We start from the raw sequence: 16,747 nt of genomic DNA on the forward strand, positions 1-16,747 counted from the left end.
CAGATCTTTTCTCGATCCGATTTCCTCGGTGCTTTCCAGGTTCCCGCTTTTGTTTCGCGGTTTCCTTTCCGGCGGTTCCGACTTTATCAGAAGTTTTCAGCCGGTCAGACCGGCCGTTGTTTCCGATTCATCGGGGAGGGGCTTCTTTGGAATCGAAGTTCCGTGAGGCCCTTATAGATACTAACCCGTTGCCGACCGGACCAGGTCCAGTCCAGGCAACTGTTCGAATCTACCTCCCCACGCGCTCCGTGTCAACGGTTTTTGTGGGGCGAAGAGGAGACTAGCAGTTCGGCGGACGCCCACGCACATCAGGCGGCTGTCGGCACCGTGGCGCTGCGTTCGGCAGCCACCAGGTCGCCGGTGTCCCCCGCGCGGGCGGCGCGGCCGCCGAGGACGTAGACGTAGGCCAGGAAGGCCAGTTCGGCGGTGATGCCGATGGCGATGCGGGCCCAGGTGGGCAGGCCTGAGGGGGTGACGAAGCCTTCGATGGCGCCCGAGACGAACAGGACGAGGGCGAGGCCGATCGCCATGCCGACGGCGGCGCGCCCTTCCTCGGCGAGGGCGGTACGGCGGGAGCGGGGGCCGGGATCGATGACGGTCCAGCCGAGTCGCAGGCCGGTGCCGGCGGCGACGAAGACCGCGGTCAGCTCGAGGAGGCCGTGCGGGAGGACCAGGCCGAGGAAGGTGTCGAGGCGGCCGGCCGAGGACATGAGGCCGATGCCGACGCCGAGGTTGAGCATGTTCTGGAGGAGGATCCACAGGACGGGCAGGCCCAGGAAGACGCCGAGGACCAGGCACATGGCCGCGGCTTGGGCGTTGTTCGTCCAGACCTGGGCGGCGAACGAGGCGGCCGGGTGGCTCGAGTAGTAGGTCTCGTACTGGCCGCCGGGGCGGGTGAGCGCGCGCAGTTCGTCCGGGGCGGCCAGGGAGGCCTGGACCTCCGGGTGGGTTCCGATCCACCAGCCGAGCAGGGCCGCTGTGGCGGTGGAGACGAGCGCGGTGGGTGTCCACCAGTGCCGCGCGCGGTAGACGGCGGCGGGAAAGCCCCGGGTGAGGAAGCGGGCGACGTCGTGCCATGAGGCGCGTCGGGTGCCGGTGACCGTGCTGCGCGCGCGTGCCACGAGTTGGCTGAGCCGTCCGGTGAGCTGCGGGTCGGGGGCGCTGGACCGGATGAGGGAGAGGTGGGTGGCCGTGCGCTGGTAGAGGGTGACGAGTTCGTCGGCTTCCGCGCCGGTGAGGTGGCGTCGGCGCAGGAGTGCGTCGAGGCGGTCCCATTCGGCGCGGTGGGCGGAGACGAAGACGTCGAGGTCCATCGGGGTGTCTGCTCCTCGGCTTCTCGTCGGCGACCGGTGGTGATGTCAGCTTGTCCTACGGAGGCGCGATGTGCGGTCAGCTTGGCAGACTGGCCGTCGTCCGAGCGGGTCGGGGAAGGGGCGGTGGTCGTGGGCGAGCTGGTGACGGGTGAGGCGGTGGCGTTGGAGCTGCGCCCCGCCAGGCTGCCGAGCAGGGCTCTGGCCGTCCTGCTCGATCTGCTCGTCGTCATCGCGGGTTATGTCGTCGTCAGCGTCGCTTTGCTGGCGGCCACGGCGTCGCTGGACGAGGCGGCGCGAAGGGCGGTGGCGATCGCCTCGTTCTTGTCGGTGCTGGTGGGGGTGCCGATCGCGGTGGAGACGCTCAGTCATGGGCGCTCGCTCGGGAAGTTGGCCTGCGGGCTGCGGGTGGTGCGGGACGACGGCGGGCCGATCCGGTTCCGGCATGCGTTGGTGCGGGGTGCGCTGGGGGTGGTGGAGATCCTGCTGACTGCGGGGGTGGTGGCGTGCGTGGCCTCGCTGGTGTCGGCGCGGGGGCGGCGGCTCGGGGACGTCTTCGCCGGGACGCTGGTGGTGCGGGAGCGGGTGCCTGTGGCGCGGAACGGTTTTATGCCGGCTGCTCCGCCGTGGCTGGTGGGGCGGTTCTCCGGGCTCGATCTGTCGGCGGTGCCGGACGATCTGTGGCTGGCGGTCCGGCAGTACCTGGGGCGGATGGATCAGTTGGATCCGCAGGTGGGCCGGACGATCGCGGAGCGGCTGGCCGGTGATGTCGCGGCCCGGACGGGGGCTCCGGTGCCGCCGGGGGTGCCCGCGGCCGCGTTCCTGGCCGCGGTGGTGCACGAGCGGCGGGACCGGGAGGCGCGGCGGGCCTTCGGGGCCGGGGGCGGTCCGGTGGCGGATGCGTACGGTCCGTCGGCCCCGCCCGTCTCTTCTTCTCCCGTCGTTCCGCCGGTACCGCCTGTGTCCGGTTCGTCGGAGGGCGAGGGGAGGGCCACCGGGTTCGTGCCTCCGGCGTAGCGGCTCCCCCTTTCCCCGCCCTTCCCCTTTCCCCGCCCTCCCCCTTCTTCCCCGCGTCTTCCTCAGTCGGTGAACGTCGACGGGGGCGATTCGAGGTCTTCCAGCTCGATGCCGGGGGCTGCGAGGACGATGTCGCCGGCGATGTGCACGGCGTGCTGTTCTCCGGTGTCCAGGGCTGTGACCTGGTATTCGTCCACGGTCAGGGGGTCGTTGTCAGTGGCGTGTGCTTCTCTCTTCACCAGGGCCCAGGACTGGTCGAGGGTGCGCGGTGCGAGGACCGGATCGGTGAAGGCGACGAGGCGGACGCGGGTCGCGGACGGGGAGGGAGCGAGACGGAGGAGACGGGCGGTGGCGATGAGAAAGGCGGGCGAGGCGCCGGTGAAGGCGTGGGCGGGGACGTTGCCTTCTGTGGCCTCGGCGCCGGTGGGGTCGGTGCGGACCCAGGTGACGCCGTCGAGGGCGGCGCCGCGCACCTGCCAGCCGGCGGCGTGGAGTTCGAGTCGGAGGGGGCGGCCGAGGTCGTCGAGGGTGAGGTCGACGGAGCCGGTGTGCTCGCCGGTGGGGGTGGTCAGCTGGGAGACGTAGCGCCAGCCGGAGGGGCCGGGGGCGCAGTGGAAGTGCTCGTGGGCGAGAGGGGTGTGATCGTGCGGATCGTGGAGCGAATACCGGCCGCGGGGCATGGGGGTCCTGGGGTGTGACGGGCTGGTCCGGTCAGCTCGGCGAGCCGGCCTGGTGCTGGTGAGTCGAAGGAGGGCCGGGTCGGTCGTGGGCCGACGGGACAGGCCCCCGACACGGGGGTGCGGGGGCCTGTCTCGGAGGGCCTGCCGGTGCCGGGGAACGCGTCAGCGGACGTGTTCCCCGGTGGGCGGGGCTGTGGACTCAGTAGCGGTAGTGGTCCGGCTTGTAGGGGCCGTCGACCTCGACGCCGATGTAGGAGGCCTGCTCGGGGCGGAGCGTGGTCAGCTTCACGCCGAGTGCGTCCAGGTGGAGGCGGGCGACCTTCTCGTCGAGGTGCTTGGGGAGCACGTAGACGCCGGTCGGGTACTCCTCGGGCTTGGTGAACAGCTCGATCTGGGCCAGGGTCTGGTCCGCGAAGGAGTTGGACATCACGAACGACGGGTGGCCGGTGGCGTTGCCGAGGTTCAGCAGGCGGCCCTCGGAGAGGACGATGATGACCTTGCCGTCGGGGAAGGTCCAGGTGTGGACCTGCGGCTTGACCTCGTCCTTGACGATGCCGGGGATCTGGGCGAGGCCGGCCATGTCGATCTCGTTGTCGAAGTGGCCGATGTTGCCGACGATGGCCTGGTGCTTCATCTTGGCCATGTCGGCGGCCATGATGATGTCCTTGTTGCCGGTCGTGGTGATGAAGATGTCGGCCTTGTCGACGACCTCGTCGAGGGTCGAGACCTGGTAGCCGTCCATCGCGGCCTGGAGGGCGCAGATGGGGTCGATCTCGGTGACGATGACGCGGGCGCCCTGGCCGCGCAGGGACTCGGCGCAGCCCTTGCCGACGTCGCCGTAGCCGAAGACGACGGCGGTCTTGCCGCCGATGAGGACGTCGGTGGCGCGGTTGATGCCGTCGATGAGGGAGTGGCGGCAGCCGTACTTGTTGTCGAACTTCGACTTGGTGACGGCGTCGTTGACGTTGATGGCCGGGAAGAGGAGCTGGCCGTCGCGCTGCATCTCGTACAGGCGGTGGACGCCGGTGGTGGTCTCCTCGGTGACGCCGCGGATCTCCGAGGCGAGCTGGGTCCACTTCTGGGAGCCGTCGGTGATGGTGCGGTTGAGGAGTTCGAGGATGACGCGGTGTTCCTCGTTCTCGGCGGTGTCGACGGAGGGGACCTTGCCGTCCTTCTCGTACTCGACGCCCTTGTGGACGAGGAGGGTGGCGTCGCCGCCGTCGTCGAGGATCATGTTGGGGCCGCCGGTGGGGGTGTTCGGCCAGGTCAGCGCCTGCTCCGTGCACCACCAGTACTCCTCCAGGGTCTCGCCCTTCCAGGCGAAGACCGGGACGCCCTGGGGGTTGTCCGGCGTGCCGTTCGGGCCGACGGCGATGGCGGCTGCCGCGTGGTCCTGGGTGGAGAAGATGTTGCACGAGGCCCAGCGGACCTGGGCGCCGAGGGCGACCAGGGTCTCGATGAGAACGGCGGTCTGGACGGTCATGTGCAGGGAGCCGGTGACGCGGGCGCCGGCGAGGGGCTGGGCGTCGGCGTACTCCTTGCGGATCGCCATCAGGCCCGGCATCTCGTGCTCGGCGAGCGTGATCTCCTTGCGGCCGAACTCGGCCAGGGAGAGGTCGGCGACCTTGAAGTCCTGTCGGTTGTCGACAGTCGTCATGCGAGCTGCTCCTCGGTGTTTGGGACGAGGTCTGGATACGGCTGACTGCGCGGCGGCGGACACAGGGGTGCTCGAAGGGGACCCGTGCTTGCCCGCGTACGCGCAGCGCAGTCCGTCGGAGGCCCTCTCTCCCTCGGTCGGTCCGTCGGTGGACCGCCCGACCGCCATCAGCAGCGACGTCTGGCTCCGATCCAAGCTACACCGCTGGCGCGGGGCGACCCCAGTCCGGCTCCGAACAGATCAGGACCATCACTGTGGGTGAGGCCTTGGGGAAGGGAGGATCAGTGGTCGGCCGGGGGGTGGGAGGGGCCGCCGGGGGTGGCTTCGGGGTCGGCGCCCTTGGCGGCTTCGGCCTCGCTGTAGATGTCCGGCTCGAGGTAGATGACGCGGGCGATGGGGACGGCCTGGCGGATGCGCGCCTCGGCGGCGTCGATGGCGTTCGCGATCTCGGTGGCGGTGTCGTCGTGCTGCACGGCGATCTTGGCGGCGACGAGGAGCTCCTCGGGACCGAGGTGGAGCGTGCGCATGTGGATGACGCGGGTGACGGTGTCGCCGTCGACGAGGGCGGCCTCGATCTTGCGGGTCTCCTCCGGGCCGGCGGCCTCGCCGAGGAGGAGGGACTTGGTCTCGGCAGCCAGGACGAGGGCGATCAGGACGAGCAGGACGCCGATGCAGATGGTGCCGATGCCGTCCCAGACGCCGTCGCCGGTGACGATGGCGAGGCCGACGCCGAGGAGGGCGAGGACGAGGCCGACGAGGGCACCGAAGTCCTCCAGGAGGACGACGGGGAGCTCGGGGGCCTTGGCGCGGCGCACGAACTCCTTCCAGGAGTGGTCGCCGCGCAGGGGGTCGGACTCCTTGATGGCCGTCCGGAAGGAGAACGACTCGGCGATGATCGCGAAGACGAGGACGCCGACGGGCCAGTACCAGTGGTCGATCTCGTGCGGGTGCTGGAGCTTCTCGTAGCCCTCGTAGATGGCGAACATGCCGCCGACGGAGAAGAGGACGATGGAGACGAGGAAGGCGTAGATGTAGCGTTCGCGGCCGTAGCCGAAGGGGTGTTGCGGCGTGGCCTCGCGCTGGGCCTTCTTGCCGCCGACCAGGAGGAGTGCCTGGTTGCCGGAGTCGGCGAGCGAGTGGACGCCCTCGGCGAGCATCGACGAGGAGCCGCTGAAGGCGAACGCGACGAACTTCGATGCCGCGATCGCGAGGTTGGCGCCCAGTGCCGCCACGATCGCCTTGGTGCCGCCTGACGCGCTCATGTGTTCGCGTGGTCCCTTCGTCCTCGGGTCGTCCTCGGGGCGCTCGTGCCGTCGTCGGCTTTGCCCGTCCTTTGCGGTGGGCCATTGTTGCAGCACGGGCCGAGGTGCGTGTGCCCGGCGGGTGGTGGGCGATGCGTCAGAGGACGACGGTGGCACGGAAGAGCGTGCCCGCTCCGGACATTTGGACCTTTTCGCCCGCGGGGACGAAGACGGAGTGACCGGGTGTCAGCCGGTGCTCGCCGACATGGACGGCGCCGGCGGTGCAGAGCAGGATCTGCGGGGTGGGGACGGTGAGGTCGCGGGCGGCGGCGCCCTCCGGCAGGACGTGGCGCGAGAGGCGGAACTCGTCGACCGGGGTGTCGTAGACCTCCTCGCCGTCGGGGGCGGCCTCGGGGCGCAGGACGCCGGGGTCGCCGGGCTCGAAGCGGACGATGCGCAGGAGTTCGGGGACGTCGACGTGCTTGGGGGTGAGGCCGCAGCGCAGGACGTTGTCGGAGTTGGCCATGATCTCGACCCCGAGGCCGCTGAGGTAGGCGTGGGGAACGCCGGCGCCGAGGAAGAGGGCCTCGCCGGGCTGGAGCCGGACGTGGTTGAGGAGCAGGGCGGCGATGACGCCGGGGTCGCCGGGGTGGTGGTGGGCGATGCCGGCGTAGGGGGCGTAGTCGCCGCCGAGGCGGTCGCAGGCGGCCGCCGCCTCGGCGACGGTGTGGGCCATCTCGTCGCGGTCGGCGGTGAGGAGCGCGGTGAGGACCTCACGCAGGGCGGCGTCCTCGGGCCGGGCGTGCAGGAGGTCGACGTAGGGCTTGAGCGAGTCGACGCCCAGGCCTTCGAGGAGGGCGGCGGCGCGGGCCGGTTCGCGGAAGCCGCAGAGGCCGTCGAACTCGGTGAGGGCGCAGACGAGTTCGGGCTTGTGGTTGGCGTCCTTGTAGTTGCGGTGGGGGGCGTCGACGGGGATGCCGCGGCACTCCTCGTCCTCGTGGCCCTCCCGGGCTTGTCGCAGGTCGGGGTGGACCTGGAGGGAGAGGGGTGCTCCGGCGGCGAGGAGCTTGAGGAGGAAGGGCAGGCGGGGGCCGAACTTGGCTGTCGTCCTGGCGCCCAGTTCGCGTTCCGGGTCGGCTTCGATGACCTCGACGAGGGTGCCCCGGGCGGTGCGGGAGGGGGCGCCGGGGTGGGCTCCCATCCACATCTCCGCCTGCGGTTCGCCGGTGGGTTCGACGCCGAGGAGGCCGGGGATGGCGGTGGGCGAACCCCAGGCGTAGGGGCGGACGGTGTTGTCGAGGCGGTCCATGGCGTGTTCTCTGCCTGTCTGTCTGACGGTCCGTGTGTCTGCGTGGCTGTCATGGGGTCGGCCGCGGAGGGCCCACGGCCGGCTGTCGCTGTGTCAGGCTCCCGAGGCGAGCGCCAGGTAGACGGCGGCGAAGTCGGTGACGGCGATCAGTTCGGCGAGGGTGACGAGTTCGTCGCCGGGCTCCGGTTCGAGTTCGCTGACCGGGGTGTCGTGGCTGAGGGCGAGGTCGCGGGCAGCCGGGGCGGCGGTGAGTCCGCCGATGGGGCGGTCGCGCAGCAGCACGACGCGCGCGTGGAGGGCGGGTGGCTCCTCGACGCGGTCGCGGAAGAAGTCGTCCGGGTCGGCGCTGGCGGCGAGCGGGCCGGCGAGCAGCGCGTTGTGGGAGGCGAGGGCCTCGGGGAGTTCGGCGACGAGGGCGGGGTGGCCGGAGAGTTCGGCGAGCGCGGCGGCGAAGCGGCGGCCGGCGGGGCCGGCGGAGACGCCTTCGGTCCACACGACGGGGAGGGCGTCGGCGAGTTCGGCGGCCAGGGTCTTGGCGGGGTTGCTGTAGGTCGCGATGGCGGGGCCACAGCGTTCGGCGATGTGGTCCAGCCGGTCGGCGACCTGTTCGAGCGCCTCGGGCGGGGCGGAGATCAGGGCGATGCGGTCCAGGAGCGCGAGGAGCGGGGTGAGCAGGGCCCACAGCACGCCGGGGGCGGACGCGGCGACGGGCGGCTGTTCGTCGTGCTCGTAGGGGGCGGTGGCGAGCGGGATGAACAGGCCGTGCGCGGCGCTGACGGCCTCGGTCAGCGGGGAGCTGGCGGGGGCCACGGCGACGACGGTGCAGCCGCGGCGGTACGCCTGCTCGGCGAGGAGGGAGAGGCCGGGTTCGGAGCCGTCCGGGGTGGTGATGAGGAGGAGGTCGATGGAGCCGACCCAGCCGGGGAGTTCCCAGCGCAGGGCGCCGGCGGCGGGGGCCACGCCGGCGGGGGCGAGGCGGGTGACGGGGCAGGCGGCGCCGGCGAGGGTGCCGAGGAGGTCGGCGACGCAGATGGCGGCCGCGCCGGGGCCGGCGATGAGGATGGCGCGGGGGCGGCCGTCCGGTTTGAGCCGGTGGACGCCGGCCTCGGTGGCGTGCCGGGCGGCGGTGCGGACGCGGGCGCCGGCCTCGGCCGCTCCGCGCAGGAGGGCGCGGTGGTCTGCCTCGGCCAGGGCCTCCGGCGTGTCGAGCAGCGATTCGTCGAGCATGGCGTCAGGTCTCCGATCGCCGGGGCGTCGCGGGTCGTCGGGGCGCCGTCACCCGCGGTGGTCGCCCTCCGGACGTGGGGTGTTCGCGTGGGGGTGCGGCCGGTCGGGCGTCACGCGGGGCGGCGGGCCTCGTCGACGAGGAGGACGGGGATGCCGTCGCGCACGGGGTAGGCGAGGCCGCAGTCCTGAGCGGTGCAGATCAGCTCGGTGTCCTGCTCCTGGAGGGGGGCGTGGCAGGCGGGGCAGGCGAGGATCTCCAGGAGGCCGGCTTCGAGCGGCATGGGGGTGTCCCTTCGGATGGGTGTCGGGTCGCGCGGCCGGGTGGTACGGGGCCCGTGGATGTGCCTGGTCAGGGTACCGCCGGTGCGGCGGGGGCGTGGGGGTGTCCGTGGTGTGGCCGGCGCCGGGGGTCAGGCGCGGATCAGTGCCAGGACCTCGTCGCGGATTTTGCGCATGGTCGGCTCGTCCCTGGCTTCGGCGTTGAGGCGGAGGAGGGGTTCGGTGTTGGAGGGGCGGACGTTGAACCACCAGTCGGCGGCGGAGACGGTGAGGCCGTCGAGTTCGTCGAGGGTGGTGTCGGGGCGGTCGGCGTAGGCGGTGCGGACGGCCGCGATCCGGGCTGTCTGGTCGTCGACGGTGGAGTTGATCTCGCCGGAGCCGCTGTAGCGGTCGTACTGGTCGACGAGGGAGGAGAGCGGGGCGGGCTGTTCGCCGAGGGCGGCCAGGACGTGGAGGGCGGCCAGCATTCCGGTGTCGGCGTTCCAGAAGTCCTTGAAGTAGTAGTGGGCGGAGTGTTCGCCGCCGAAGATCGCGCCGGTGCGGGCCATTTCGGCCTTGATGAAGGAGTGTCCGACGCGGGTGCGGACGGGGGCGCCGCCGTTCTCCCGGACGACCTCGGGGACCGTCCAGGAGGTGATCAGGTTGTGGATGACGGTGCCGCGGCCGCCGTGGCGGGCGAGTTCGCGGACGGCGACGAGGGCGGTGATGGCCGACGGGGAGACCGGTTCGCCCTGTTCGTCGACGACGAAGCAGCGGTCGGCGTCGCCGTCGAAGGCGAGGCCGAGGTCGGCGCCTTCTGCGCGGACGCGCTTTTGGAGGTCGACGAGGTTGGCCGGGTCGAGGGGGTTGGCCTCGTGGTTGGGGAAGGTGCCGTCGAGTTCGAAGTACATCGGGACGACGGTGAGGGGCAGGCCGGCGAGGACGGTGGGGACGGTGTGGCCGCCCATGCCGTTGCCCGCGTCGACGACGACCTTCAGGGGGCGGATGGACGTCAGGTCGACGAGTGAGCGCAGGTGCGCGGCGTAGTCGTCCAACGTGTCGGCGTGGCTGAGGGTTCCCCGTTCGGCGGCCGGTTCGGGGGCGGCCGACTCGGTCCATCTCTCGACGAGTTCGCGGATCTCGGCCAGGCCGCTGTCCTGGCCCACGGGTGCCGCGCCCGCGCGGCACAGTTTGATCCCGTTGTAGCGGGCCGGGTTGTGCGAGGCGGTGAACATCGCGCCGGGCAGGTTCAGCGCGCCGGAGGCGTAGTACAGCTGGTCGGTGGAGCACAGTCCGATCTGGGTGACGTGCACGCCGCGGGCCGCCGCGCCGCGCGCGAAGGCGGCGGACAGGCCGGGTGAGGAGGGGCGCATGTCGTGGCCGACGACGATCGCCTCGGCGTCGGTCACCTGGGCGAAGGCCGCCCCGAACAGTTCGGCGAGGGACTCGTCCCACTGGTCCGGGACCACCCCGCGCACGTCGTACGCCTTCACGATCTGCGACAGATCAGCAGCCACGGCCAACCCTTCCTGGAAGTTCTGCGAGTCACCACAAACTACCCGGAGCGGCCGACGGCCTTCTGCGGCTGCGGGCGCGTGCCGCGCGGCTCACCTGGGCGGCAGCGGCTCAGTTGTCGGGTGAGCGCAGCACGCGCAGGTGGCCGCGGCGTGCGACCTCCATCGGGTCCGCACCGCGGCCCGTGCCGCCGGCTCCGGCGGAGCGTTCCTGCGGGCGGGCGGCCTCGCGGACGGCGTTGGCAAGCGCTTCCAGATCGTCGCCGCTGGGGCGCGCGGGAGCCGAGCCGTCGAGGAGTCGGACGACCTCCCAGCCGCGGGGGGCGGTGAGGCGTTCGGAGTGCTCGGCGCACAGGTCGTAGCAGTGGGGTTCGGCGTAGGTGGCGAGCGGGCCGAGGACCGCGGTCGAGTCGGCGTAGACGTACGTCAGCGTCGCGACGGCGGGTCGGCCGCAGGCGGTGCGCGAACAGCGACGTACAGGGCTCACGACGTTGGACGGTACCGCACTCTTGAGCGGGCCGCGACGACTCTCCACCAGGTCACTCCACCGTGTCGGGTTGTGAAACGCCCCACAGACGACTCCAGTCATACCCCGCTGACCTGCGGGAACGCCACCCCTCCAGGCAAGGAGAGGCGTCGGATGCGGTCGTCGGCGGGGACAAACACCATCAATTGCCGTGAGATCGACGGTCTTGGAGAGATACGGAATCGAGCCCAACCTTGGCTGGAATGGTCATCCGCCGACATGGGGTGCGCGGCGGCCGGTGCGGGGCGGGGCACCGCGTGGGGGTCCGGCGGCGGGTCCCCTCGGGGAATACGCTTCAGTGGTGATGGACAACCCCGTACCGCCCCGTAGCGCAGCCCCCGGGCCCCGTCGTCGTGATCGTCACGGACGGGGCATGCGGGGGCCGATCGCGCCCCCTCAGGTGCCGTTGGCGGCGAGTCGTGCCGAGGTGTTCGCGGACCTGGTGCAGGACTCGGTGGAGCGGCTGGAGCGGCGCTGGCCGCAGCTCGCCGAGATCGACTTCATGGTGCTGGAGGTGCCGCGGCTGGACGGCGCGGGTGGGCCGTGGAACGACGAGGCGGTGCCCTTGGGCGGGACGATCCCCGCGCGGGAGGGCCGGCGGGCGCGGGTGGTCGTCTACCGGCGGCCGGTGGAGATCCGCACCAAGGGGCGCGAGGAGCGGGCCGCGTTGGTGCACGAGGTGGTGGTGGAGCAGGTGGCGGAGCTGCTGGGGCTCACTCCGGAGACGGTGGATCCCCGCTACGGGGAGGACTGAGCGGGGGTTCGCGTGCCCCCTGCTGCGGCCCTCCCGCGGCTGATCACTTCTGCAGCACCGTCATGTCCTCCTCCGTCTGTGGGACCGCGACTGTTCCGCGGTCGGCGGGGAGGGTCTGGATGGTGAAGCCCGGGAGTCCTTCGATCGAGGCCGTCAGGGTGCGGGAGGCGTAGACGGGGGTGTCGGTGAGGGGTTCCACGGTGAGGGCGTAGGTGCCCTTCAGACCCGCGGGGGCGGGGAGTTGCACGTCCTGGGTGGTGCCCGCCCTGATCGTGTACGTCTGGGTGGCGGCCGTTCCGCCCTCGCTGCCGGCGGAGGCGGTGACCTTGACCTTGGCCGTGCCGGTGGGGGCGGTCAGGGAGAGGGTGGTGCCCTTGGCGGTGTTGGCGACGGCGGACGCGCGTGTGCCGACCGGGCTGGTGGCGGGGAGGTAGGCGGACTCCTGCTTGTCGCCCTTGCCGCGCACCACCCGGACCGCGGCGACGACCGGCACGGACTGGTCGGTGGGGGTCAGGACGAGCGAGCCGGCTTCTCCGCGGGTGACGTCGCCGAGGTCTACGGCGGTCGTCGTGCCCGCCTTGACGTGCAGTGTCTCCTTGCCGGCCGGGGTGATCAGGCCGGACGGGGAGGCGAGTTGGACCTTCAGGTCGGCGTCGGAGTCGGCCGGGGTGAAGGCGACGAGGCGGACGGCCGTGGCGTCCTTGGGGATGCCGGGGACGACCAGGCTGCCCGCCGGGTCGGTGGAGGCGGCGAGCCAGTCGCCGCCGAGTTTGTCGTCCAGGGCCTGGACGGCGGCGCCGACGCGGCCGCTGCGGACGTTGACGTGGACGGTGAGGTCGTCCTGTTTCTCGCCGGTGAGCGTGGACAGCAGGATCGGCTCGCCGGACCCGGCGGGGACGGTGAAGTCGTCGCCCGCGGTGGTCGCGACGGGGCCGTCCTTGTCGTAGAGCTCGATGTCGACGACGGCGGCGGAGTCGTCCGGGTTGGTGAGATGGAGGTAGTCGGTGCGGTCGGCTGCGGTGCTGACGCCCGGGAACCAGAAGTCGGTGTCCGGGGCGGTGCAGTTGACGCCCAGGAGGCCGCGGCCGGTGCCGGCGGCGACCTCGGTGGTCTCCTGGAGGGTCCATCCGGGCGCGAACCTGCCCTCGGCGGTGCCCATCAGCGCGGGCGACGCGCCGCCGGAGGTGGCGCCGGCGGCGGGCGTACCGGGCGCCTTCGGCGTGAGGACGGGCTTGGCCGGGGTCTTCTTCTTGCCGTCGCCGCCCGCGGCGGTCTTCCCGGCGGCGGGCAGCAGTGCGGTCGTGCCGTCACTCTTGGTGCCCTTGGTGACGGGCGTGAAGGACGTGTACGTCGTCTCGGCGAGGTCGGAGGTGCTGGGCGCCGGGCAGAGCAGGCTGGAGCGTTCCACGGGCAGGACGGCGGCCGCCTTCGCGGCGGCGCCGGCGCCGGGGGCGGTCGGCTGGGTGAGCGCGGCGAACCCGGTGACGGCGGCGAGCGCGGTCGTGCCGGCGATCAGGGACAGGGTGGTGCGCTTCACTGCTGGCTCCCGTCGGGGCGCTCGCTGCCGGTGCCGTGGGGGTCGCGGTTCGGGTCGTAGCGGGGGTCGTGGACGGCCTGGTCGTACGCCGAGGGGTCGTAACCCTGCTGCTGGTAGGGCTGGTCGTAGGGGCCCGTCTGCGGGGTCTGCCCTTCGTAGGCGTAAGGGTCGTAGGGGTCGTAGGGGGTGGCCTGGTAGGGGGCGTAGGACTGCTGGTCGTAGCCGCCCGGCGGGTACTGCTGGTGGGCGCCCTGATACTGCTCGTCGCCGTGGGCGGCGCCCGCGTAGCCGGGTGCGTCCCAGTCGGCGTAGGAGGTCTGCTGGGGGACGGCGGCCGGGGTCTCCTGCGGCGGGGGCGGGAAGTCCTCGGCCTCGGGCCGGGCGGCTTCCTCGGTTTCGGCCCGTGCGGCTTCCTCGGCTTCGGCCTGGGCGCGCAGGCGGCGGGCGCGGCGGCCTTCGCCGTCGGCGGCCGTCTCGGGCCGTGGTTCCTCCTCGGGGAGGTCGTCGTCGACGTCGCGGCGGCGGCCGGGGAGGGCGAGGACGACGAGGACGACGGCGAGGGCGCCCTGGGCCCACAGCCAGGCGGTGTGGGTGAACGGGTCGTCGTAGGTGACGTCCAGGTCGCCGCCGCCGGCGGGGAGTTCGAAGCCCTGGGCCCAGCCGTCGACGGTGGTGCGGGTGAGCGGCTTGCCGTCGAGGGTGGCGGTCCAGCCGTCGGCGGCGGCGTCGGCCAGGCGCAGGATCCGGCCGTCGTCGCCGTCGGGGAGCTCGGTGTGGATGTCCACCGGGCCGGCGGCGACGGGCACCGGCGTGCCCTTGCCGGACGCGGTGACGACGGCCGCGCGGGAGACCTCCTGGTCGACGCGCCACAGGGCGCCGCCGGCCTGCTGGCTGAGCCGGGACAGTCCGGGGGTGGAGTCCAGGACGCGGGTGATCTCGCGGGGCGCGCCCTTGTGGACGAGGACGTAGCGCACGGCGAACTTGCCGAGCTGGTCGCTCTGGTCGGCGCCGGAGCCGGCGACGAGGTTGGCGACGACCTTGCTCAGGACGTCGTTCTCGCCGTCGGCGGCGGCTAGTTCGGCGTCGCCCAGGCGGGTGCCGGAGCCGCGGACCAGCATGTAGCCGACATGCGCGGTGGAGTCCCCGGCGAGGACGAGGGTGCGGGCCTGGTCGCGGGTGTTGCTGTCCTCGGCGACGAACGCGGGCACCTGGACGGGGTCGCGGCGCTCCAGCGGGCCGTCGGCGCCGCCGAGCATCCAGCCGGCGGCGACGAGCAGCGGGCCGGCGGCCGAGGCGAAGGCGATGAGGGCGGCGACCGGCTGGCGCCAGCCGAAGCTCTGTTCGGCGACGCGCCCTCGCGCGCCGTCGGCGCCGAGGAGGGCGGCGGCGAGCAGGGCGATGCCGTAGACGAGGGTGGCGGGGCCGGCCCAGGCGGACTGGTTGGACAGGACGGCGAAGACGAGACCGACCAGGGCGACGGCCCACGCCGTGCGGATCCCCGCCTGGCGCTCGGAGCGCAGGAGGGCCGCGAGGGCGGCGAGGACGACGCCGATGAGCATCAGGCCGTCGACGGTGCCCGGTCCGCCGGGGCTGGCGCCGAGGAGGTCGGCGGCGGTGGCCGTGGAGGGGCTGTAGGGGAGGCCGGCCTCGGTGAGGAAGCCGGACGGGATCAGGGTCAGCGACCAGGGCGCGAGGATCAGCAGGGGGGTGCCGAGCTGGGCCAGGAAACGCGGGCCGTAGGCGAGGAGTTCGGTGCGGCGCACGGCCAGCACGGCGAGGCCGAGGGCCAGGGCGACGGGCCAGACGATCGGCGTGAACGCGGTGGTGATCGTCAGCAGCAGCGCGTACGCCCAGGTCGCCCGCCAGCTGCCGCGCGCTCCGGAGGAGTTGGCGAGGCCGGCGGCGGTGATGCCGGCGCGCGCGATGAGCGGCAGCAGGACGGCCAGGACGGCGGTGCCGACGCGGCCGCCGGCGAGGGCGCCGGTGGCGGCGGGCAGGAAGGCGTAGACGACGGCGGCCCACGCGCGCAGCAGGCGGGAGGTGACGAGGGGGCGGGAGGCGAAGTAGGCGGTGAGGCCGGCCAGCGGCACCGAGCAGACCAGCAGGACGGTGACGGCGAGGCCGGTCGAGCCGAACAGCAGGGAGGCCAGCAGGGCGACGATCGCGAGGTAGGGGGGTGCGGCCGGGGTGCCGCCCGCGCCTACGGGGTGCCAGGCGTCCAGGTAGCGCGACCAGAGGTCGGAGGCGTCGGCCGGGGCGGGCAGCAGGGCGCCGCCGGCGAGCGCGCCGCCACCCAGGAGGCTGCGGCAGGCGACCAGGGAGATGAGGAGCAGCACCAGGAAGAGCACCGGGCCCGGTTTGCGGGCGATGCGCTTGACACGGGCGAACTGCTCGATCTCCAGGAAGTCGGCGTCGTCGCCGCCGGGTCCGGATTCGATGGCGCCGCCGTGCCGTCCGGCGCCGCCGGGGGCCTCGGGGTCGGAGGCGCCGAAGAGGTTGCCGGCGATCTGCTCGACGGCCGCCCGGACGGTCGCGCCCGGTGGCGGGAACAGCGCCCGTAGTTCGCCCTTGTCGATCTGCGGCCTGGCGCGGTCGCGCCGCGCGGCGATGATCCGCTCGGGCCGCAGCAGGGTGCCCAGCAGGCCGCGGATCTCGTCGACGGCCTGTCCGGGGACCTTGCCGACGAGGTAGACGACGGTCCGCAGCAGGGTGCCGAGGACGAGGCGCACCAGGATCCAGGGGAGCTGGGCGGTGCGGCTGTTGACGAGGAGGGTGTAGGCGGCGCCGGCCTTGTCCACCTTGTGGGGGGAGGCCGTGGTGCGGCCCGCGCAGTCGACCGCGCGCCGCTCCCGGGAGGCGGCCTCGGCGTGCCGTACGACGGCGTCGGGGGCGACGAGGACGCGGTGGCCGGCGGCGGTGGCGCGCCAGCACAGGTCGACGTCGTCGCGCATGAGGGGCAGGCGGCGGTCGAAGCCGCCGAGTTCCTCGAAGACGTCGCGGCGGACGAGCATGCCGGCGGTGGACACCGACAGCACGGGGCGGACGTGGTCGTGCTGGCCCTGGTCCTGTTCGCGGCGGTCCAGGCCCGTCCAGCGGCGGCCGGAGCGGGCGATGGTGACGCCGACCTCCAGGAGCTGGCGGCGGTCGTACCAGCCGCGCAGCTTGGGACCGACGACTGCCACGTCGTCGCGGCCGAGTTCGAGTTCGTTGTCGACGACGCGCAGGAGTTCGGCGAGGGCGCCCGGTTCGGGGGCGCAGTCGTCGTGCAGCAGCCACAGCCACTGGACGGGCTCTCCGTGCGGGAGCTCGGGGAGGTCGTAGGCGCCGTCGCGCCATGTGCGCGTGACGGGGTCCCAGCCGCTGGGGCGCTTGAGGTAGGGCAGTTCCTCGGGGGTGAGGACCGGGGCGGCGCGGCCGGCCTCCTCGACGGCCTGGCCGAAGCCGGTGCGCCGGGCGAGGTGCAGCACGCGGTCGGGGCCGAGCGCGTCGGTGACCAGCTGGGCGGAGTCGTCGGCGCTGCCGGTGTCGGCGGCCATGACGGCCTGGACGGGGCGCTCCTGGCCGAGCAGCCCGGCGAGCGCGTCGGGGAGCCAGCGGGCGCCGTCGTGGGAGACGAGGACCGCGGTCACCACATGGCGCGGGAACTGCGGTGTGGCAGCGTCGTGTTGGGCTGCCGTGTGGCTGTGCACGGACATCGAGGTACGGGCCCCGGTTCGA

The 16,747-nt window shown here is 72.9% G+C and carries 13 protein-coding genes; 2 read left to right on the forward strand and 11 right to left on the reverse strand.

Annotated features, from left to right (window positions below; translation table 11 throughout):
- Positions 1–308: 308 nt before the first annotated feature.
- On the reverse strand, positions 309–1,313 hold the full coding sequence (locus ACIRS4_RS31675) for a stage II sporulation protein M (RefSeq protein ID WP_404202564.1): 1,005 nt from the start codon (positions 1,311–1,313) through the stop codon (positions 309–311).
- A gap of 129 nt (positions 1,314–1,442) precedes the next feature.
- Here ACIRS4_RS31675 and ACIRS4_RS31680 point away from each other — a divergent pair, with 129 nt between their 5' ends.
- The gene (locus ACIRS4_RS31680; RefSeq protein WP_404202685.1) at positions 1,443–2,327 is read left to right on the forward strand and encodes an RDD family protein; all 885 of its coding nucleotides are present in this window, start codon (positions 1,443–1,445) and stop codon (positions 2,325–2,327) included.
- A 62-nt stretch (positions 2,328–2,389) separates the two neighbouring features.
- Here the strand turns inward: ACIRS4_RS31680 and ACIRS4_RS31685 are convergent, their stop codons facing one another.
- From ACIRS4_RS31685 to ACIRS4_RS31720, 8 genes are all read right to left on the reverse strand, one after another.
- Positions 2,390–3,007, reverse strand: coding sequence for a hypothetical protein (locus ACIRS4_RS31685; RefSeq protein WP_404202566.1), 618 nt, complete (start codon positions 3,005–3,007; stop codon positions 2,390–2,392).
- A gap of 199 nt (positions 3,008–3,206) precedes the next feature.
- Complete coding sequence (gene ahcY / locus ACIRS4_RS31690; protein ID WP_404202568.1) at positions 3,207–4,664, reverse strand: adenosylhomocysteinase; 1,458 nt, start codon at positions 4,662–4,664, stop codon at positions 3,207–3,209.
- 281 nt (positions 4,665–4,945) lie between these two features.
- Positions 4,946–5,926, reverse strand: a complete 981-nt coding sequence (locus ACIRS4_RS31695; protein ID WP_404202570.1) for a cation diffusion facilitator family transporter — start codon at positions 5,924–5,926, stop codon at positions 4,946–4,948.
- 136 nt (positions 5,927–6,062) lie between these two features.
- Positions 6,063–7,214, reverse strand: coding sequence for a mannose-6-phosphate isomerase, class I (gene manA, locus ACIRS4_RS31700; protein WP_404202572.1), 1,152 nt, complete (start codon positions 7,212–7,214; stop codon positions 6,063–6,065).
- 93 nt (positions 7,215–7,307) lie between these two features.
- Entirely contained in the window at positions 7,308–8,441 is a 1,134-nt protein-coding gene (locus ACIRS4_RS31705) for an SIS domain-containing protein (RefSeq protein WP_404202574.1), read from the reverse strand.
- 110 nt (positions 8,442–8,551) lie between these two features.
- The gene (locus ACIRS4_RS31710; protein WP_404202576.1) at positions 8,552–8,722 is read right to left on the reverse strand and encodes a Trm112 family protein; all 171 of its coding nucleotides are present in this window, start codon (positions 8,720–8,722) and stop codon (positions 8,552–8,554) included.
- 129 nt (positions 8,723–8,851) lie between these two features.
- On the reverse strand, positions 8,852–10,216 hold the full coding sequence (locus ACIRS4_RS31715) for a phosphomannomutase/phosphoglucomutase (RefSeq protein ID WP_404202578.1): 1,365 nt from the start codon (positions 10,214–10,216) through the stop codon (positions 8,852–8,854).
- A gap of 109 nt (positions 10,217–10,325) precedes the next feature.
- Positions 10,326–10,748 (reverse strand): DUF3499 domain-containing protein, encoded by a 423-nt coding sequence (locus ACIRS4_RS31720; RefSeq protein WP_130442553.1) that lies wholly within the window; start codon positions 10,746–10,748, stop codon positions 10,326–10,328.
- 295 nt (positions 10,749–11,043) lie between these two features.
- Here ACIRS4_RS31720 and ACIRS4_RS31725 point away from each other — a divergent pair, with 295 nt between their 5' ends.
- A complete protein-coding gene (locus ACIRS4_RS31725; RefSeq protein WP_404202581.1) occupies positions 11,044–11,493 on the forward strand; it encodes a metallopeptidase family protein in 450 nt (149 codons plus the stop codon).
- A 43-nt stretch (positions 11,494–11,536) separates the two neighbouring features.
- On the opposite strand, the gene ACIRS4_RS31730 is transcribed toward ACIRS4_RS31725, so the two are convergent.
- Both ACIRS4_RS31730 and ACIRS4_RS31735 read right to left on the reverse strand, forming a co-directional pair.
- A complete protein-coding gene (locus ACIRS4_RS31730; RefSeq protein ID WP_404202583.1) occupies positions 11,537–13,030 on the reverse strand; it encodes a DUF5719 family protein in 1,494 nt (497 codons plus the stop codon).
- Complete coding sequence (locus ACIRS4_RS31735) at positions 13,027–16,725, reverse strand: glycosyltransferase (protein WP_404202585.1); 3,699 nt, start codon at positions 16,723–16,725, stop codon at positions 13,027–13,029. The genes ACIRS4_RS31730 and ACIRS4_RS31735 overlap by 4 nt, the downstream gene beginning before the upstream one ends.
- Positions 16,726–16,747 lie beyond the last annotated feature (22 nt).

This window comes from Streptomyces sp. NPDC101166, assembly GCF_044768125.1.
Lineage (GTDB): Bacteria > Actinomycetota > Actinomycetes > Streptomycetales > Streptomycetaceae > Streptomyces.

Bases quoted from the DNA above. Each gene is read 5' to 3' on its own strand.
- ACIRS4_RS31695 (WP_404202570.1), bottom strand. From the start codon at position 5,926: ATGAGCGCGTCAGGCGGCACCAAGGCGATCGTGGCGGCACTGGGCGCC.
- ahcY (WP_404202568.1), bottom strand. From the start codon at position 4,664: ATGACGACTGTCGACAACCGACAGGACTTCAAGGTCGCCGACCTCTCC.
- ACIRS4_RS31725 (WP_404202581.1), top strand. From the start codon at position 11,044: ATGGACAACCCCGTACCGCCCCGTAGCGCAGCCCCCGGGCCCCGTCGT.
- ACIRS4_RS31685 (WP_404202566.1), bottom strand. From the start codon at position 3,007: ATGCCCCGCGGCCGGTATTCGCTCCACGATCCGCACGATCACACCCCT.
- ACIRS4_RS31735 (WP_404202585.1), bottom strand. From the start codon at position 16,725: ATGTCCGTGCACAGCCACACGGCAGCCCAACACGACGCTGCCACACCG.
- ACIRS4_RS31675 (WP_404202564.1), bottom strand. From the start codon at position 1,313: ATGGACCTCGACGTCTTCGTCTCCGCCCACCGCGCCGAATGGGACCGC.
- ACIRS4_RS31710 (WP_404202576.1), bottom strand. From the start codon at position 8,722: ATGCCGCTCGAAGCCGGCCTCCTGGAGATCCTCGCCTGCCCCGCCTGC.
- manA (WP_404202572.1), bottom strand. From the start codon at position 7,214: ATGGACCGCCTCGACAACACCGTCCGCCCCTACGCCTGGGGTTCGCCC.
- ACIRS4_RS31705 (WP_404202574.1), bottom strand. From the start codon at position 8,441: ATGCTCGACGAATCGCTGCTCGACACGCCGGAGGCCCTGGCCGAGGCA.